General features: G+C 52.5%; 19 protein-coding genes. 11 read left to right on the top strand and 8 right to left on the bottom strand.

The window, feature by feature from the left end; genetic code table 11:
* The first annotated feature begins 350 nt into the window (after positions 1–350).
* From AC1RKC_RS06360 to AC1RKC_RS06320, 9 genes are all read left to right on the top strand, one after another.
* Entirely contained in the window at positions 351–884 is a 534-nt protein-coding gene (locus tag AC1RKC_RS06360; RefSeq protein ID WP_020825903.1) for a fimbrial protein, read from the top strand.
* A gap of 74 nt (positions 885–958) precedes the next feature.
* Positions 959–1,495, top strand: coding sequence for a fimbrial protein (locus AC1RKC_RS06355; protein WP_261286570.1), 537 nt, complete (start codon positions 959–961; stop codon positions 1,493–1,495).
* A gap of 126 nt (positions 1,496–1,621) precedes the next feature.
* A complete protein-coding gene (locus AC1RKC_RS06350; protein ID WP_488764502.1) occupies positions 1,622–4,144 on the top strand; it encodes an outer membrane usher protein in 2,523 nt (840 codons plus the stop codon).
* 42 nt (positions 4,145–4,186) lie between these two features.
* On the top strand, positions 4,187–4,927 hold the full coding sequence (locus AC1RKC_RS06345; RefSeq protein WP_115061082.1) for a fimbria/pilus periplasmic chaperone: 741 nt from the start codon (positions 4,187–4,189) through the stop codon (positions 4,925–4,927).
* Positions 4,928–5,096: 169 nt separating this feature from the next.
* Complete coding sequence (locus tag AC1RKC_RS06340; RefSeq protein WP_158499685.1) at positions 5,097–5,639, top strand: fimbrial protein; 543 nt, start codon at positions 5,097–5,099, stop codon at positions 5,637–5,639.
* Positions 5,640–5,751: 112 nt separating this feature from the next.
* A complete protein-coding gene (locus AC1RKC_RS06335) occupies positions 5,752–6,294 on the top strand; it encodes a fimbrial protein (protein ID WP_373977062.1) in 543 nt (180 codons plus the stop codon).
* A 224-nt stretch (positions 6,295–6,518) separates the two neighbouring features.
* Complete coding sequence (locus tag AC1RKC_RS06330; RefSeq protein ID WP_493091836.1) at positions 6,519–7,085, top strand: TetR/AcrR family transcriptional regulator; 567 nt, start codon at positions 6,519–6,521, stop codon at positions 7,083–7,085.
* Positions 7,086–7,129: 44 nt separating this feature from the next.
* Positions 7,130–7,729, top strand: a complete 600-nt coding sequence (locus tag AC1RKC_RS06325) for a GNAT family N-acetyltransferase (RefSeq protein WP_493137952.1) — start codon at positions 7,130–7,132, stop codon at positions 7,727–7,729.
* Positions 7,726–8,736 carry an alpha/beta hydrolase family protein gene (locus AC1RKC_RS06320; protein ID WP_493091838.1) on the top strand — a complete coding sequence of 337 codons (1,011 nt, stop codon included), beginning with the start codon at positions 7,726–7,728 and terminating at the stop codon, positions 8,734–8,736. The genes AC1RKC_RS06325 and AC1RKC_RS06320 overlap by 4 nt, the downstream gene beginning before the upstream one ends.
* A gap of 3 nt (positions 8,737–8,739) precedes the next feature.
* Here the strand turns inward: AC1RKC_RS06320 and ybiO are convergent, their stop codons facing one another.
* The 6 genes from ybiO to dps all read right to left on the bottom strand — a co-directional run bounded on the left by ybiO (position 8,740) and on the right by dps (position 14,640).
* Positions 8,740–10,953, bottom strand: coding sequence for a mechanosensitive channel protein (gene ybiO, locus AC1RKC_RS06315; protein WP_493091839.1), 2,214 nt, complete (start codon positions 10,951–10,953; stop codon positions 8,740–8,742).
* Between the two features lie 160 nt (positions 10,954–11,113).
* Positions 11,114–11,836 (bottom strand): glutamine ABC transporter ATP-binding protein GlnQ, encoded by a 723-nt coding sequence (gene glnQ, locus AC1RKC_RS06310; protein ID WP_020825913.1) that lies wholly within the window; start codon positions 11,834–11,836, stop codon positions 11,114–11,116.
* A complete protein-coding gene (glnP, locus tag AC1RKC_RS06305; RefSeq protein ID WP_020825914.1) occupies positions 11,833–12,492 on the bottom strand; it encodes a glutamine ABC transporter permease GlnP in 660 nt (219 codons plus the stop codon). Before glnP ends, glnQ begins: the two co-directional genes overlap by 4 nt.
* Positions 12,493–12,597: 105 nt before the next feature.
* Positions 12,598–13,341, bottom strand: coding sequence for a glutamine ABC transporter substrate-binding protein GlnH (glnH, locus tag AC1RKC_RS06300; RefSeq protein ID WP_046374121.1), 744 nt, complete (start codon positions 13,339–13,341; stop codon positions 12,598–12,600).
* A gap of 358 nt (positions 13,342–13,699) precedes the next feature.
* Positions 13,700–13,966 carry a DksA/TraR family C4-type zinc finger protein gene (locus tag AC1RKC_RS06295; protein ID WP_020825917.1) on the bottom strand — a complete coding sequence of 89 codons (267 nt, stop codon included), beginning with the start codon at positions 13,964–13,966 and terminating at the stop codon, positions 13,700–13,702.
* 170 nt (positions 13,967–14,136) lie between these two features.
* A complete protein-coding gene (dps, locus tag AC1RKC_RS06290) occupies positions 14,137–14,640 on the bottom strand; it encodes a DNA starvation/stationary phase protection protein Dps (RefSeq protein WP_020825918.1) in 504 nt (167 codons plus the stop codon).
* A 393-nt stretch (positions 14,641–15,033) separates the two neighbouring features.
* Here dps and AC1RKC_RS06285 point away from each other — a divergent pair, with 393 nt between their 5' ends.
* Positions 15,034–15,573 carry a P-loop NTPase family protein gene (locus AC1RKC_RS06285; protein WP_048761553.1) on the top strand — a complete coding sequence of 180 codons (540 nt, stop codon included), beginning with the start codon at positions 15,034–15,036 and terminating at the stop codon, positions 15,571–15,573.
* A gap of 57 nt (positions 15,574–15,630) precedes the next feature.
* On the opposite strand, the gene AC1RKC_RS06280 is transcribed toward AC1RKC_RS06285, so the two are convergent.
* Together AC1RKC_RS06280 and rhtA are read right to left on the bottom strand one after the other, a co-directional pair.
* Positions 15,631–16,098: a YhcH/YjgK/YiaL family protein gene (locus AC1RKC_RS06280; RefSeq protein WP_046374119.1), complete on the bottom strand. Its 468-nt coding sequence runs from the start codon at positions 16,096–16,098 to the stop codon at positions 15,631–15,633.
* 145 nt (positions 16,099–16,243) lie between these two features.
* Positions 16,244–17,131 carry a threonine/homoserine exporter RhtA gene (gene rhtA / locus AC1RKC_RS06275; protein WP_020825921.1) on the bottom strand — a complete coding sequence of 296 codons (888 nt, stop codon included), beginning with the start codon at positions 17,129–17,131 and terminating at the stop codon, positions 16,244–16,246.
* A 396-nt stretch (positions 17,132–17,527) separates the two neighbouring features.
* On the opposite strand from rhtA, the gene ompX reads away from it, so the two are divergent.
* Positions 17,528–18,046, top strand: a complete 519-nt coding sequence (gene ompX, locus AC1RKC_RS06270; protein WP_020825922.1) for an outer membrane protein OmpX — start codon at positions 17,528–17,530, stop codon at positions 18,044–18,046.
* Positions 18,047–18,141 lie beyond the last annotated feature (95 nt).

Raw genomic sequence — 18,141 nt, 5'->3', positions numbered from 1 at the left:
TTTAACTATGAACATGTTTTGTCATACTTCTCCGTATCAACAGTGCGAAGGCTAAAATAAACTCTGAGTTTTAGATTAATTATCTGTATGTTTTTCATATGATTATGGACTAGGTCAGGCGATGTAAACTGCCTGTTAGTGATGTGATTACGCCAGTAAAAATTAAATTTATCGCCTATTCAACGGAATGAGCGCGTACGCCTTTTGGCAGAGGGATGTCTATTTCGCAAGAACGATGATGTCCAGCTCGGTGCTGAAAATACTAATGGCCAACTGAGGCTATGTCTTCCCGCTCTCAGGATGTCGGTCATTATTGGAAATCGTTAACGCATTATTTTTAAGGATTAAAAATGAAATTGAACAAAATTATGCTGGCCGCCGTTATGGCAATGGGTGTTTCTTCTTTTGCCGCTAACGCTGTGGATGCCGGTCACGGCAAAGTGACCTTCAAAGGCTCCATCATTGATGCTCCATGCTCTATCGACCCGGACAGCATCGACCAAACCGTGCAACTGGGCCAGATTTCCAACGTGGCGCTGAAAGACGGCGGCTCTTCTTCACCCAAGAATTTTGAGATCCGTCTGGAAAATTGCACTCTGAGTACCGCCAAGACAGTGACTACCACCTTTACTGGCGCCAAGGGTGTGAACGGTTTGGGCATTACCGGCACGGCTAAAGGCGCCAGCATCGTTATCACCGATGGTAAGGGCGCAGCGATTGAGCTGGGTAAAGCAACGGATGCTCAGGGCATTCAGGATGGGAAAAATACCCTGAGCTTCTCTGCTTATCTGAAAGGGGATGGTAAAACCGCAGCTGGTGCAACTATTGATGTGGTACCGGGTGACTTTACGGGGATTGCTGATTTCACCTTGGCTTACCTGTAAGTCAGTCGTTTCAGAGTAAGCATGCGGGTTTGTCCGCATGCTTTTTGCTCAAACTCTGCTTCTGGAACGAACCTATGTCACTACAAGCAAGAGCCGCTTTGACATTGCTGGTGGCAGGGCTGACAGCTTGTAATGTCTGTCTTGCTACTCCGCAGGGATGGGGGCGCGTCACGATGCAGGGCGCTATTCTTGAAACCGCTTGTGCTATCGATACATCCAGCCGCGATCAAACTATCACTATGGCAACTATGCCTGTTAGCCAAATCAGCCGTGATGGCGTGGGGAGCATGCGTTTATTTGTGGTTAAGTTGGTGAATTGCACGTTAGTGCGTTTAGATCCTAAACAGCCTAATTGGCAGAACTTCCAAATCACCTTTGATGGTGTCGCGGACACCGGTGGTTTTAATCTGGAAGGGGAAGCCAAGGGCGTTGCGTTACAAATTGCTGATGAGCGCGGCCATATTGCCATTCCCGGCGTTCCTATGCCTGCAATCGGAATAACCCCCGGTGATAGGTATCTGAATTACACTCTGCGGCTGGTAAGTAATAAAAAGATATTAAAACCTGGAGATTACTTCTCCACCGTGCGTTTTAAAATGGATTATTACTGATCACATCTTGGCGATATTTATATGAAGAGGGGTGGCGGTCATTCAATCCTGTTCAGACGGGAGGGCAGGGTTTTATTAAAAATAATGATGATAACACTTAACGGATAATTAAAAGGCCTATGGATTATGACCTTATCTCATTTTGTGGCGTTCCCCTCTCGCCCACGTTTATTGGGAATGTTAATCACTTCTTTGCTCAGCGGCGTAACGAATATCGCTTGGGCCGATGACATTCAATTCAACACTGATGTATTGGATGTGAAAGACCGCGCTAATATTGATCTTGGGCAGTTTTCCCGTGGCGGATTTATTATGCCAGGAAATTACAGTATGGCGGTACATCTCAATAAGCAGGAACTGCCAGAGCAAGATATTCCGTTTTATCCCCCAGACAACGATCCCAAGGGCAGCGAAGCGTGCCTGAGTCCACAATTGGTTGAACAATTAGGCCTGCAACCGAGTGCTAAAAACGGGCTGACCTGGTGGCATCAGGGAGAATGTCTGACGGTGAGTAGCCTGAAAGGCATGACGACCAAGGGCGATATTGCCGCCGGTGCGTTATATGTGAGCATCCCGCAGGCGTATCTGGAATATACCGCAGCGAACTGGGATCCACCGTCACGCTGGGATGAGGGCATTCCGGGACTGCTGTTTGACTACAACGTTAACGCCCAAACTCAGCGGCAGGAAAAAGCCGGTACACAAGGTTATAACCTAAGCGGTAACGGCGTTGTCGGGGCCAATCTGGGGCCATGGCGTTTGCGTGCCGACTGGCAGAGTCGCTATCAGCACCAAACGGGTTCCGGTACGCCTAGCGACAAAAGTTGGGATTGGAGTCGCTACTACGCTTACCGAGCCATTTCCCGCCTGGGTGCCAGGCTGATGCTGGGAGAAAACTACCTTAGCTCCGATATCTTCGACAGCTTCCGATTTGCCGGCGCCAGTCTGACGACCGATGACAACATGTTGCCGCCAAACCTGCGTGGTTACGCACCCGAAGTGACCGGTGTTGCTCGCACTAATGCCAAAGTCGTGGTGAGCCAGCAAGGCCGAGTACTGTATGAAACCCAGGTCGCCGCAGGCCCGTTTCGAATTCAGGATCTGAACGATGCCGTATCCGGTCAACTGGATGTGCGTGTGGAAGAACAAGACGGCACGGTACAGCAATTCAAGATGGATACCGCCAGCATTCCCTATCTGACCCGTCCTGGACAGGTGCGTTACAAAGTGGCCATGGGGCGACCAACCGATTGGCAGCACAATACCAATGGCCCGGTATTTGCCACCGGCGAATTTTCCTGGGGTATCAATAACGGCTGGTCTCTGTATGGCGGTGGCGTAGCCGGTGGTGAGTACAACGCGCTGGCGGCGGGTATCGGTCGGGATTTACTGATGTTTGGTGCGCTCTCATTTGATGTCACTCAGTCACGGGCCAGCTTGCCGCAGAGCAATGAGATGCTGAGTGGGCGCTCTTATCGCCTGAGTTATTCGAAACGGTTTGATGAGTACAACAGTCAGGTGACCTTTGCTGGCTATCGGTTTTCGGAACAGAACTATATGAGTATGAGCGAATACCTGGACTATCGCACTTACGGTACCCGCTCACAAAGTAGCAAGGAGATGTATACCGTCTCCTTTAATAAGCAATTCCAAGATCTGGGTTTTAGCACCTACCTGAACTATAGCCACCAGACTTATTGGAATCAGTCGGATAACGACCGTTACAGCCTGAGCTTGTCGCGATACTTCGATATGGGGCGTGTCAAAAACCTGAACCTGTCTTTGACCGGATATCGCAATGCTTATAACGGCGTTAACGACGACGGCATGTATCTGTCGCTGTCAGTTCCTTGGGGCAACAGCGGCACCCTCAGTTATAACGGCAGCGTCGATCGCAATGGTAATTCACAGCAAGCCAGTTATTACGATCGCCTGAATGAACGCGACAGCTACCAGCTCAGTGCGGGCGGCTCTAACACCGGCGCCACCAGCAGTGGTTACTTCAACCACCAAGGCGATTTGGCCCAGGTGAGCGCCAACGCCAGTTACCAGGCGGGCAGCTACTCGTCACTTGGGGTTACCTTCCAGGGGGGGGCGACCGCTACCGCCAACGGGGCTGCACTGCACCGTACCGGCATAATGGGGGGGACTCGGGTGTTGATAGATACCGACGGCGTGGCCGGAATTCCGGTTCGTGGTTACGGTGCAACTGCGCTGAGTAACCACTGGGGCAAGCTGGTGGTGTCGGATGTCAGCAGCTACAACCGCAACAAGATGAGCATTGATCTCAATACCATGCCGGATAACGCAGAAGCGAGCAAATCGGTGGTGCAGGCAACCCTGACCGAGGGCGCTATCGGCTACCGACGCTTTGACGTGGTTTCTGGCGAGAAAGCCATGGCAGTACTTCGCCTGGCGGACGGCAGCACACCGGCGTTCGGTGCGACGGTGCTAAATAGCAAGAAACAGAACGTTGGAATTGTCAGCGACGACGGCAGCGTTTACCTCAGCGGTATCAACGCCGGTGAGATCATGACGGTTCACTGGGATGACAAATTGCAGTGCGTACTGGAATTGCCGGCGGTGCTGCCGAATACCGGGACGACTAATCTGCTGCTGCCATGTCACCTGCCGGGCAGTGCTAAATAATGCAACCAGACGAATCAATAAGATGGAAATAAATCAATGAAAATGAAAATGAACGCCTTCCTTGTCGCGAGCACCTTGTGTTGCTCACTGGGAGTTCAGTCTGCTTACGCCGCTATTGCGCTGGATCGAACCCGGGTGATTTTTGACGGTAGTGAGAAGTCAGTGAGTTTGAACGTCAGTAACGAGAACAAGCAATTGCCCTATCTGGCACAGGGATGGATTGAGGATGAAAAGGGCAACAAAATCACCAGCCCGTTGACGGTGTTGCCACCGGTGCAGCGCATCGAGCCCGGCGCCAAGAGTCAGGTGAAGGTACAGGGCTTGCCGGCGCTGAGTACGTTACCTCAGGATCGCGAATCACTGTTCTATTTTAATTTGCGCGAAATTCCTCCGCGCAGTGAGAAACCGAACACGCTGCAAATCGCATTACAAACGCGCATCAAACTGTTTTACCGGCCCCAGGCGATTCAGCCGGCGGCCTCGGCGTCACCGGCTCAGGAAGCATTAACGCTGAGCAAGGTTGGGAACAAGTACAAACTGATCAATCCGACGCCGTACTTCGTCACTATCGTAGACGGCAGTAATAGCCCAAAGGGATTGCCTCTGAAGGGTTTTGAACCGCTGATGTTGGCGCCGAAAAGCGAAGGCATGTTGAATCTGAACGCAGAGGCACTGGGTAGCAACCCGGTACTGACCTATATAAACGACTATGGTGGGCGACCACAGCTCCAGTTTACCTGTGCGGGCAGTACCTGCCAGGCTAAGTCGCTAAAAAACGGTTAATCATGGACTCAGAGGTACCCTGCGGCTCAAGGAGCAAGACATGCAATGGTATAAAAGGATACTGCAAACGTATCAGGATAGCTTTTGTAAGCGGCAGCGCCCTGCGTGGAGACGGAGATGCGGTTGCGCCCTGATTTTGGTGCTGGCTGGTGGGCAGAACAGTGTTCTTTTGCCCGCCGCTACCGCCGCCGACGCGGAAAAACAGTGGGGTAACGACGGTAATGTCGGCGTCCTGCATGTCCGCGGTGCATTGACGGAGAGTGCCTGCCGGTTAGATATGACGTCAGCGTGGCAGGATATTTCGCTGGGTGAGGTAGGAACCGGTCGATTCCAGCATATTGGCGCACGTGGTACGCCGGTGACGGTAACGTTCAAACTGTTGGACTGTCTGTCTAGTGGGTCTCGCAATGTAGATGAACGAACAGCGACGCGAAAATGGAGCGCCGAGCAACCCTCGGCGACGGTGTACTTTGTGGCACCGGCGGACGACGATAATCCCCAACTGGTGCAGGTCAGCGGCGCTGAAGGGGTAGGGCTGCGACTGCTGGACAGTACCGGTCGGGAAGTGGTTTTAGGGCAGCGCGGAACGCCCTTGCTGCTGACGCCGGGCCAGGATCAACTGGTCTATCAGATCATGCTGGAGCGAACCCGTGCAGCCCTGAGTGCTGGGGCCTTTTGGTCGCAGATCAACTTTAAACTGAACTACGACTGATGCGAGATTTACGTGTTTTTAATGCCTGTCTGTTATTGATATCGAGTACTGGCTGGAGCATAGGGGACTTTGACCACCTAAAGGGTGACGTGCCGGCAAAGAGGGGATGAACATGAAACGAGCGCGATTTTGTCGTCTAGGGAAAGGGGGATTATGGGGACTGTCGCTGATGTTCAGCCTACCGATACAGGCCGCTGACAATTTGAAGTTGCACGGCACTCTGGTAGCTGAACCTTGCGTGATATTACCTGCGGACGCCGACATTCAGTTGGATTTTGGAACGGTAATCGATAAATATCTGTATCTGAACGGACGTACCCATGGTCAACAATTTGAGTTACGTCTCAGTGACTGTGACCTTAGCCTGGGTAATACGGTGAGGATGACGTTCAGCGGTACCGAGAACCCAAAACTGCCAGGCTTATTGGCCCTGGATTCGGGGAGTATGGCCTCTGGCGTGGGGATCGGTATTGAGACGGACGAAGGCGTCCCGGTGCTTTTATCCCACGAGACCAAGAAGTACCCGATACTGGCGGGTAGTAATGTGATTATGCTTAAGGCATATGTCAAAGCGGAGCAAGCCGCGATCGCGACGAAAAGTATTGGTCGCGGTTCTTTTAGCGCGTCGGCAACCTTTAATCTGGAATACGAATAGCATTCAGCTTATTTAAAACATCCATTGCGGTAACGCACTGATGCCCCGCACGCCGACCCTGGCAAACAGGGTTGGCGTTTTTGCCGTTCTGTCACTCCCTGGATTGTTGACCTTCCGTTTAAGTGCATCGGCTTGACATCCGTTAGGCCAGGCTAGAATATGAATGAACGTTCGTTCATTTTATTCGGCGGCGACAGCCGCCTCCTTATGCCGGGGCAGTATTAATGGATAATCGCGACAAAATCGTTGAAGCTGCGTTGCATAGCTTTACTCACAAAGGGTTCCACCAGACCAGTATGCGGGATATTGCGCTTGCGGCTGGGGTCAGCGTGGGAAACCTTTACAACCACTTTGCCGGTAAGGAAGCGCTGATCGACGAAATTGCGTTTTTGGAGCATCGGTTTTTTGCCGATTTTGCTACCCCGTTGCTCGCTGAGCATGAGCGACCTAAGCAGGCGTTATCCGATTTTATCAGCGCCTATTATGATTTCGTCTCGTCCCCGGGCAATGTACAACTGTCGGCGGAAATAGTGGCTGAAGTCGCGCGAAATCCAGTACTGGCTGAGAAATTCAGCGTCAATCAGCAACAACTGGTGGCGGCGTTAAAGCAGACTGTGGTACTGGCCCAGCAAAGTGGCGACATCGAAGCGTCGTTAAACCCTCACGAACTTGCTCAATTAATCCTGGATGTTGTTGAAAGCCAAGCCTGGCGGCAGACGATTTTCCCGTCCCGGGAACCGACAAGAGTACCGCCAAACCAACTGCTGGAGCAGTTGATCTTTGGCCGGTAATAGCGGAGGTCGGGGATGTTTGAGGTAGAGCCATATCGTGAATCTTGTCGTTTGCAAACCGCTGCACTGATCTTTTCGCCTTTAGCGACAAATTTCAACACCCATGCGGCTTAAGCGAACGTCAGCAATGGCGGCTATTTTACCGGTTGTGGGTCTGGAAACAGAGCGATAGCCAGGAGCACAGTTTTGTCGTTAGGCATGCAGGCCAGGTGGTGGCCGCATTCGGGTTGAAATCTGTCAGCCAGTTGGGAAATGTGATTTTGCGGGAACGGGCGCTACCGGTAATGCGTTTGTGCCGCTGCTATGGCGTGCTGAATTTCTGGCGTATGTATCTGCAAATTGCGCTGCTGCAACATCAGCCTGCGTCCGATGAACTGTATCTTTCTTATCTGGCGGTGGATGAAAAACAGCGTGGCAGGGGCTTGGGGAAAAAATTACTGGAATGGATAACGCGCTACGCCGTGACCTACCGACCGAACCTATGGCTGCGTCTGCATGTAAGCCAGCAAAATGTCGGTGCTTTGCGGCTGTATCAGCAGTGCGGTTTCAGGCGCAAGGCCGTCAGGAAATATCTCTTGCTGTGGTTGCTGTTCCGCCAGCCCCATTGGTTGTTCTTGGAAAAACCTATCGGGGATAAGCGATGAAAAAAACAGCGGTTTGCTTGTTGGCCCTGATCCTGATGATGCTGGGGTGGATCATCTACGCCAACGATTATCAATTTGTCGCCGAACCTATTGCGTTGAATGCGGGCGGCAATCGGCTTACTGGCACGTTGGTATTGCCGAAAGAAACCGTGGATAAACCGGGCGTCATTGTGCTTATTCATGGTGACGGCCCGGCCAATGCAGACCGGGATGAAGGTTACTACAGCCTCTGGGAAACCCTGGCTGAACAAGGATACGCCGTTTTGGCCTTCGACAAAGCGGGGGTTGGCGGCTCATCCGGCAACTGGCTGCATCAAACCATGAGCGACCGGTCTAAGGAAACGGTCGATATTATCGACTGGGCAAGAAAAGACGGACGTTTTAATTCGCTATGCATCGGGTTGTGGGGGGCCAGCCAGGCGGGATGGGTCATGCCGAGTGTTGCCGCTCAACGGCCGGATATCGCCTTCACGTTGGCAGTGGCGCCGGCGATTAACTGGCTTCGTCAAGGGGACTATAACACCCGGGCGGAAATGATGGCTGCGGGAAAAACGCAAGCGCAGATTAAGGCTCGTGAGCGGCAGGACCAGCGTTTGTTGTCACTGCTCCGTCAGCCTGACGGCTATACACAGTACCGTAAAGAGTTTGGCGATTCAGCGACAATCAGCGTCGATCGCTGGCAGTTTATTCGCGCCAATATGATCAGCGACGCGACGGAGGGGTTACGCAGCTTCAAAACGCCGGTGCATCTGATCGTCGGTGGGCGCGATCTTAATGTCGACGTCGATGAAACCGAGCGTATTTACAGACACAATATTCCTGCGGATCTGTTGACGGTAACCCGTATTGAAGATGCCGATCATATGATGTTAAAACCGCTGTTTACACGCCACCCACTACTGATAAATGTGATTGGCCTGTTCGCTCCTCGCTCCGTGCAGGACGAAGCCTATCTGCAAGACGTTGTGGCCTTCCTTAGCGCTCAGCCTTGTAGCCATGGGCAATAATCGTTATTGGGCTGCGGGTGGTTCACCATTGTCCGGCGCATAAGAAAGTTGAATGGCCTGTTGCGGCATGGCGATACCGGCTTGATCAAAGTGTATTTTGACCAGGCGGTCGAGGGCATACTGCACCACCCACTGCTTTAACGCCTGGGTGCGTACGGTCACCCGGGTGGTGAAGGAGCGATCGCCCAGCGCCACTACGCCGTTGAACACCGGTTCGCCCACCAAAAAGCTCTTCACCTGTTCGTCTTGTTTCAACGCGGCGACGGCCTGATGCAGTACCTCATGGACATGATCGATATCTTCGTCACGGCTAACGCTGTAGTTGGCGCGGTACACGCCAAATTCACGGGCGTAATTCGCCAGCGTCGTGATCGAAGAAAAGGGGACGATATGATACACGCCGTAATCGTCCCGCAGGCCAATCGACCGGATGGTCATGCGCTCAACCGTACCGGTAATGCCGCTGACGGTGACGTACTCGCCGGTATTCATGCCATTCTCAAACTGGATGAAAACGCCGGTGATCACGTCCTTTACCAGCGTTTGCGCGCCAAAACTGATGGCCAGCCCCAACGCCCCGGCCCCGGCCAGCAGCGGGGCAATATTAATCCCCACCTGTGACAGAACAATCATAATGGTAATGGTGCTGATAACGATGGCCAGCACGTTACGAAACAGCGTCAGCAGCGTGCGTTCACGGGCGCTGGGGCGGATGCCGTTGCTCAACTCCAGCGCCAGTCGATGTTCGATAATGCTGGCCATCAGCGTCCAGCTGATAACCGCAATCACCAGAATCAGCAGGATATGTACCAGTCCGCCGACGATTTTTTCCCCGTTTTCGCTGCTTGCCCACTGGTAAAGGTTGATCAGATGCCAGGCGTCAAACAGCAGCAGCGTGACCGTCAGTACCACCATCACCCGCAATATTTTCAACCCATTGGGAATATAGGAGTTAATACGTCGTTCCAGCATCGGATAGCGCCGGTTGACATCATCCGGCAGCGAAATACGGCGGAAAATCCAGCGAGTCAGTTGGCCGGAGATCAACGCCCCGACGCCGATAACCACCAGGCTTTTTACCGTTGCGGTCATCATAAAGTTCAGGCTGTTGCCAATATCAAATTGCGACAGGACAAACAGCACCAGGAAATAAGCGATCGCCAGCAGGTGCCAGACATGGCCCAAACCGCGCAGAATGATGCTGAAGAACGCCATCGATCGTTCGGCCAACAGGTTAATCTGGAGCTGTATCGGCTTGCGGTTACGCAGGATCAACGCCAGTGCGTATAGCGTCAGTGCCAGCATGATGACCAGATTGGCTGCGGCGGCTGCGGGGTAACTGATCTGTGTCGCCACCACCGGTACCACCACCATCAGGCCGTAGCCGATCAGGCCACTAAGCCAGGCAAGGCGCGTATTCCAGTAATGGGCGACGGCATCGGAGAACGCAAAAGGACGCAGGTAATCGAAATTGGGTGCAAAAATCAGCCGCAGCACCGCCTTGAAGAACTCGATCACCGCGAAGGCGCTAAGAAACAGGGTTTGCAGCCGCAATATGGTGGCGTTGTCGGCGTGGACATGACGGGCAAACAGATTACCGGCAGTCAGTGCCAGCAACAACACCAGCAAATCGATAGCGAAGGCGCCGAGGATCGCCGTTGGCAGTTTGTACCACGAATCATGCTGAAGTTTTGCGTTGTGTCCCCAGTTGCCGATGCGTTTGTATAGCGGGCGGATTATCCGGCGGATCAGATGGAAGAGGGCAAAGGTCAGCGCAACCGTCAGCAGAAAATAGCCCAAAGCCCGAAAAAAAACGTCCGGATGAAAAGTGCGTTTTGGTCCAGAGTCGATCAGTTTTTGCCTCGAGTTTAACTTCTTGTCGAGGGTGCTAAGGCTGTCTTGCGCCAAACTGGTCAGGCTTTCGCTCAGCGAGTCTGATGGCTCGGGCGTTGCTGACTTGGGCTGCGCTGCGGCTGGTTGATCCGCCGCCTGTCTCAGATGGTTAATCAGTTCGGCACGGGCTTTGTCGTCTTGCAGAATATCTGCGAGCGCCGCGTAGGAGGCTTTTTGCTGCTCGGTTTGGCCACTGGGCGCGGGATCCTGTGCGGGCTGCGCCGTTGCCAGTGGAGAAACTGCATAAGTGATCAGCAGCAGCAACAGGGGAAACAGCTGTTCTCGCAGATGAGAACCGAATCGGGAGTATGCGGTTGCGGGCATGTATCCTCTCTTGGGGCTCTGTAAATCGGCGGATTAATTACAAATGTTAAGAAAAACAAAGAATATAGTAGAAAATGAAGAGGCGCAGGGAGTGATAACGCGTGCTATTGCCATGTAGAAACGGCGGGCCCGGAACAGGCCCACCGCTGGGTAGGGTAAATCAGGATACGTGCTGCAAGAACTCCTGCAAGCGCGGGCTTGGCGGGTGGTTGATCAGGTCATGCGGGTTGCCGTCTTCCGCAATCCGGCCTTTATCAATAAAGATCAGTCGCGAAGCCACTTTTTCGGCAAAGCCGACTTCGTGGGTGACGATCACCATGGTCATGCCTTCTTCCGCCAGATCCTGCATAACCTTCAGCACTTCATGGCGCAGTTCCGGATCAAGTGCGGAGGTCGGTTCATCAAACAGCATCATTTTCGGTTTTACCGCCAGCGCACGGGCGATGGCCACGCGCTGCTGTTGGCCGCCGGAAAGCTCGGAAGGGTAGTGATGTGCACGCTCCGCCAGGCCGACTTTGGCCAGCAGTTCGCGCGCCAGTTTTTCCGCGTCCGACTTTTTCAAACCGCGTACGCGGATTGGGCCGAAGGCAACGTTTTCCAGTGCGGTCAGGTGTGGGAACAGGTAAAACTGTTGGAATACCATGCCGGCTTCCTGACGAATCAGACGATCGTCAACCTTGGGATCGTTGGCTTTCAGACCGTCGACGATCAGATCGCCACTGGTGATCTCTTCCAATTTGTTGATGCAGCGCAGCAGCGTGGATTTGCCGGAGCCGGAAGGCCCGATAATCACCACCACTTCACCCTGATTAATTTTCAGGTCGATATTGTGTAGCACCTGGGTTTGCCCAAAGTGCTTGGAGACGTTTTTAAATTCAATCACAGGATTTTCATCCTTCTTTCCAGACGACGCAGCACGAAGCTCAGCACCAGGGTAATAATCAGATAAATAACCGCCACGGCGCTCCAGATTTCCAGCGCGCGGAAGTTGCCGGCAATAATTTCCTGGCCCTGACGGGTCAGTTCCGCCACGCCGATCACGATAAACAGCGAGGTGTCTTTAATGCTGATGATCCACTGGTTACCCAGCGGCGGCAGCATGCGGCGCAGCGCCAGTGGCATAATGACATAACGGATGGTCTCGCGGCGCGACAGACCCAACGCCAGGCCCGCTTCACGGAAGCCGCTGTGGATCGACAATACGGCGCCGCGAGTGATTTCCGCAATGTAGGCACCGGAGTTGATCATGATGGTGACCACCGCCGCGCTAAAGGGATCGATGCGCAAATCGCTGAACGCCATTGGCAGGGCGAAGTAGATAAACATCACCTGCACCACGATAGGTGTGCCGCGAATAACTTCGATGAATACCAGGGCGATGTGGTTGGCAATCCAACCGCCGTAGGTACGGGCAAAACCGGCAACGAGGCCGATGATCAGGCCGCCAATCAGACCGAGGACCGAAATCCACAGGGTCATTTTGGCGCCTTCTAACAGGATAGGGATGGCGGGCCAGATGGCGCTCCAGTCGAACTGCATGGTGTTTTCTCCCGGTGATCCCAAACGTGGGAATCAGATACAACAAAGCGCAGGGGCTAAGGCACCACCCCTGTGCTTAAGTGAATCAGTGACTGACTTCATCCGTTATTTAGGTTCGGTACCGAACCATTTTTTGTAGATTTCGTTGTAGGTGCCGTTGTCGCGCAGCGTTTTCAGCGCGCCATTCACCTTGACGCGTAGTTCGTCACTGCCTTTAGGGAAGGCGATGCCGTATTGCTGTGCTTCCAGCGAGTCGCCAACGGTTTTGAACTTGCCGGCGCCGGCGGTTTTAATGAAATACAGAATGTTTGGCGTGTCGTGCAGCACCGCGTCAGCGCGTTTGGTGCCCAGTTCCATATAGGCGTTATCGATGTTCGGGAACTGACGCAGGTCTTTGGTTTTGATGTGCTGCTTGGCGTAATCCACGGAGCCGGTGCCACTCTTCACCGCCACCACTTTGCCGTTCAGATCGTCAATGCCCTTGATGCTGTTATCGTTGGCGTTAACCATCACCAGCAGGCCGCTTTTGTAGTAGCCGTCAGAGAATTCGATGGCTTTTTTACGTTCTTCGGTAATGGTGATGCCAGCCAGCGCCAGGTCGATATTTTTGGTTTGCAGTGCCGGGATGATGCCGCTGAAATCCATAGGCTTCAGGGTGTAATCCAGTTTCAGTTCTTTGGCGATAGCGGCCCACAGGTCGATATCGAAACCAACGTATTTATCGCCTTGTTTGAATTCAAAAGGAACGAAGGCGGTATCGGTGGCGACGACCAGTTTGTCTGCTGCGTGGGAGCTTACGGCAAAGGCCAGCGAAAGTGCGGCCAGGGAGACTTTAAAAATTGACTTCATGAGAGGAATTTCCTGTACAGGTTGCGGATTACCCATTTTTTATATTGCAGTTGGTGCCATGAAAAAATCGTGCCATGTTTTCAACTACTATAAAAACAAAGAGTTGCGGTGTGATGTTGGCTCTGAAGGTCGAATTATTATTTTTATGCACCAAATTGAGGCCCCAAAATAGTGCTTTTGGCGACCTGTTGGTGCATGCGTCTATCATTAACCAAATAATGGGGTTGAAACAACCGATAGTTAACGGTTTCGCTTCAATATTGATAACTAACTCTAACTTTTATGCCGCAAGCTTGTTGCATTTGGTGCAGGAGTGTTCTGTCAGAGAGGTCCGGGGGGGTATTTTGCGTCGATAAGTTCAACGCAGCTGGCTGTCTTTGCTGCCGCGACGGTTATATAAACTGCTTGCCGCCTGCTTTTTATCCAACTCGGTTTGGCAGGCCAGGCAATAACGCACGCCTTTCAGCGCCTGCCGACGCGCCAGAGGGATTTCCTCTCCGCATTCCTGACAGTAATGTTCGCTTTCGCCCTGTCCCAGCGCCTGTCTGGCACGCTGTACGGCATCATCGACGGTAGAGTCGATTTGATCTTGTACGGCACCGTCTGCCGCCCATCCGCTTGCCATGATCACCTCGCTTGTGCTGAGTCTTCATCAGTTCGTTTTATCTACTATTTATCTACTATGGGCTGTTTTTTGAGCAATTCAAGCGGCGTAAAAGAAAAACAGGCCGGGGCAAAGCCCGCAGCCTGTTCAATCCCGCAATGCGGAACGCTTTGATTGTTTGTCGCGCAGATTTATTCGATGTTGGACTCGATAAACCACAGGAACTTGTCGAGATCGCGTGACGCAGCGGTAAACATATCCGCGGTATCTTCATCAGCGACTTCTGTGATGGCCTTGCGAATGTCGTTCGCGGCCACACCGTAGCGATCGGCCAGCGCTTTCAGGTGTTCCTGCACGCTGTGGATGTTGGTCGGATAGCTTTTCAGCGGGGTCTTGTCATTCACGACCTGCACGGTACCCAATGCTACGCCGCCCAACTGCACCACGCGCTCGGCAAAAGTGTCCAGGTGATCGATGATGGCGGTACGGAACCCGTCCAGCATTTCATGCACGGCAATGAAGTTGGCGCCACGCATGTTCCAGTGCGCCTGCTTGGTGATCAACGACAGATCGGTAAATTGAACCACCTGATGGTTCAACGCCTTGATGGCTTCCAGTTTGGTTTTTTCGTCCATGTCATTACGAGTGTAAAGCAGCTCAGAAGATTTCGTTTTCACCAGTTTAGCGGTACTCATATCAGATATCCTCTCGTTAGTTCGTTGTCCTATTTTTGTCACGGGAGTAATTATAGCAGCGATATAGCATTTTGCAGATCGAAAATGGCTATTGGATAAATAGGTTCTAACGAATTGAAAATTAACTCCAGTAAGGGTAAGGTTATAGGGATATATTTATTTTTTTACTAATGGTTTGAATTATAATGATATTGTTTCGTCTTCTCTCGTGAGGGTGGTTCCGCAGGGTAATAATTTCAGGAAGGCGTTTAATAACCATTTTCATTTATATTTTCATCAAAATTTGTCATTCTAAATCATTTTTATTTCATTTTATTAATTGCCTGTTAATTCATATTGATAGACGAATAACATCCCGCTAAGCTATTTCCCCCCATCTCAGAATTCGCTCCCATGAAAATTAACGTCGTTGGAACCAGTGGCAGTGGCAAAAGCACGGTGGCGCGCCAGTTAGCGGAAAAGTTTGCGCTGCCTCATATCGAGCTGGACAAGCTGTTTTGGCGTCCGCAATGGCAGGGTACACCCGATGACGAGTTTTTGGCGCAGGTCGCGCAGGCGCTGGCCAAGGCAGAGTCCGGCTGGGTGCTTGACGGCAATTACAGCCGGACCAAAACGATTAAATGGGAAAGCGTTGATTGGGTGGTATGGGTAGATTATGGCTTTTGTCGTACGCTGTTTCAGGCGGTGCGTCGTGCCGCTACACGTGCATGGCAAGGTACCGAGTTGTGGCCCGGCACCGGTAACCGCGAGAGCTTCCGCCGTTCCTTTTTCAGCCGTGATTCCATCGTTTTATGGACCATCAAAACCTACCGTAAAAACCGGGCCGGCTACCTTGCGGATATGAACGATGCCCGGTATCGCCATATCCGCTTTATCCAACTGCGCTCTCCGGCGCAGACGGCGAGGTTTATACGCGCTTTGCCCCGGCAGTAGCTATGAGAGGTTCATATTAAATGGCGGACAAGCCGGTCACTCAGACCGGCAGGCCGGCTACAGCAACAGGGTGTAATGCACTCTCACTAACGCTTTTTTGATCGACATAGGTACGTTCAGTTGGCAGCCGGTTTTATGTGGCTCATGGGGGAAAAAGATGGCGTACATACCGGGGAACATCGCCAGCGTTTGGCAGTGGCGCTTGATATCCAGCAGTTGTATGTCCCGCACTTCGTCATAGGGCAATTCGTTTTGCCAATCTCCCGCCACACTATAATCAATGCGTTCTTCGCCGCTGAGCAGCAGATGGATAACGGCATATTCCTGATGCAGTGCTGCATGCTGGGCCTCCGCTAACCCAGTGGTTAACGTCATCACGTCCATAACGATCTTTTCCCCCTTTATTTCATGTCGCCCCTGTGCCAGTTCGGGCAGATCGTATTGGCGTAACCTGGTGAGGGTCTCGATCAGAATCGGTGACAGCCCACGGCCATAGCGTGGGTTAAACAGCGTGTTATAAATCACTTTAACTCTCCATGTGGTTAACCCTGCCGGGTTTATTTCCATAACAACGTGGGGGGACTGCGGGGAAAAGTATGCCTGTTTGCCAGCGTGAAAACAGTTAACCCGCCTGCATTCTGCTTGGGGTAAATGCAGGCGCGGTCGATCCTCAGGACAAGTTTTCGATTTGTGGTTTGGGTTTGATGGTCAGGGTCGCCCCCATAGAGGCGGTAATGATCGCCGCCAGCGCCAGCCATTGCACCGTCGTCAGGTGTTCATTCAGGAACAACATGCCCGAAAGCGCAGCCAGTGCCGGTTCCAAACTCATCAATGTGCCGAAAGTCCGCGCCGGTATTTTTGGCAACGCGATAATTTCCAGCGAATAGGGCAGCGCGGTAGAGAGGATAGCTACGGCCAGGGCGACCGGCAGGATATCAACGTTCAGCAGTGCGCTGCCGGCTTGCCAGGCACCAATCGGGCAAAACACCACGGCGGCAATCAGTGAGCCCACCGCAACGGTTCCCGGCCCGTGGTCGCCACCGGCTTTCTGGCCGCAGATAATGTAGACCGCCCAACAGGCACCGGCACCCAGCGCACAGGCAGCGCCGAAGGGATCGATGCTGCCCATGTCATGGCCCAACGGCAGCAGGAACCAGAGTCCGGCGATCGCCAGTGCCACCCACAAAAAGTCAATCGCACGGCGTGAAGAGAACATGGCGACCGCCAGCGGGCCGGTGAACTCCAATGCCACGGCGATACCGAGCGGCAGAGTGCGCAGGGAAAGATAGAACAGGTAATTCATCGCGCCCAGCGCCAGACCGTAAATGAACAACGGTAGTCGGCTGCCGGCGGCAAATCGCATGCGCCACGGGCGGAAGATAATAAAGAGGATCAGCGTGCCGATACTCAAACGCAGCGTGGTGATGCCTTCTGCGCCGACCAGCGGGAACAGGCTTTTGGCCAGAGATGCACCGCTTTGGATGGAGACCATAGCGATGATCAACAGGCAGATTGGCAGCAGCGTAGAAGACGCTTTTGCGGTTGCAGACGAAGACATCCTTTAGAGCCTTTTATGCATTTCCCACGATCTGGGAAGAGGTCGATGTTTGGATGACGGCAGTGTAAATGAATTGCGGTAAATGTGTCTGAGAAAAGCATTTTCAACGAAAAAAAGCGCTGGCTCCCGGCGCCAGAACAGCTTTTATGGTCAAAAAGTGCTCTTTTTTTAAGAATTGTCTGGATATTAAATAGGTGATTCTTATCACAGAAACGCGTAGAATGCGGCTCGAAAATAGAGCGAAATGAAGTAGATACACTGTTCTTGAAATCTAATGTTACACGATATAAAGCATTAGACACTCATTTTAAGGCAGAGTTTCACGCTAATTTTTGTTATATTTTCAATGCATGAACAAATGGATTTACTTAAAAATATAACGCGTTTGAGGTGGTTATGAAAAAAATTGCATGTCTTTCCGCAGTAGCAGCCTGTGTATTAGCAGTAACCGCAGGTACCGCATTCGCTGGTCAGAGCACCGTATCCGCTGGCTATGCGCAGGGTGATCTCCAAGGCGTTGCTAACAAAGCCGACGGTTTCAACCTGAAATACCGTTACGAGTTCGACAACAACCCACTGGGTGTTATCGGTTCCTTTACCCACGTAGAGAAGAACGGTTCTGAGAACGGTTACTACGGTAAAGCTCAGTACAACTCTATCACTGCCGGTCCAGCTTACCGCTTCAACGACTGGGCAAGCATCTACGGTGTAGTGGGTGTTGGTTACGGTAAAAACATCGACAACGCTCAAAACGGTACTGACCGTAACGGCAGCAGCGACTACGGCTTCACCTACGGTGCTGGCCTGCAGTTCAACCCAATCCAGGACGTAGCACTGGACGTTGGTTACGAGCAGAGCCGTATCCGCAGTGTTGACGTTGGTATCTGGAGCGTTGGCGTAGGCTACCGTTTCTAAGATTTCTCCATGCCTGCGGGCATGAGCATGTGGCGCAGTTGGCCGCATCAGATAAAAATCCGCCTTCGGGCGGATTTTTTTTGCCTGTCATTCGG

This window comes from Serratia sp. GW822-FHT06E05 (genome assembly GCF_058799445.1).
This window is presented reverse-complemented; position numbering and strand designations above follow the sequence as displayed.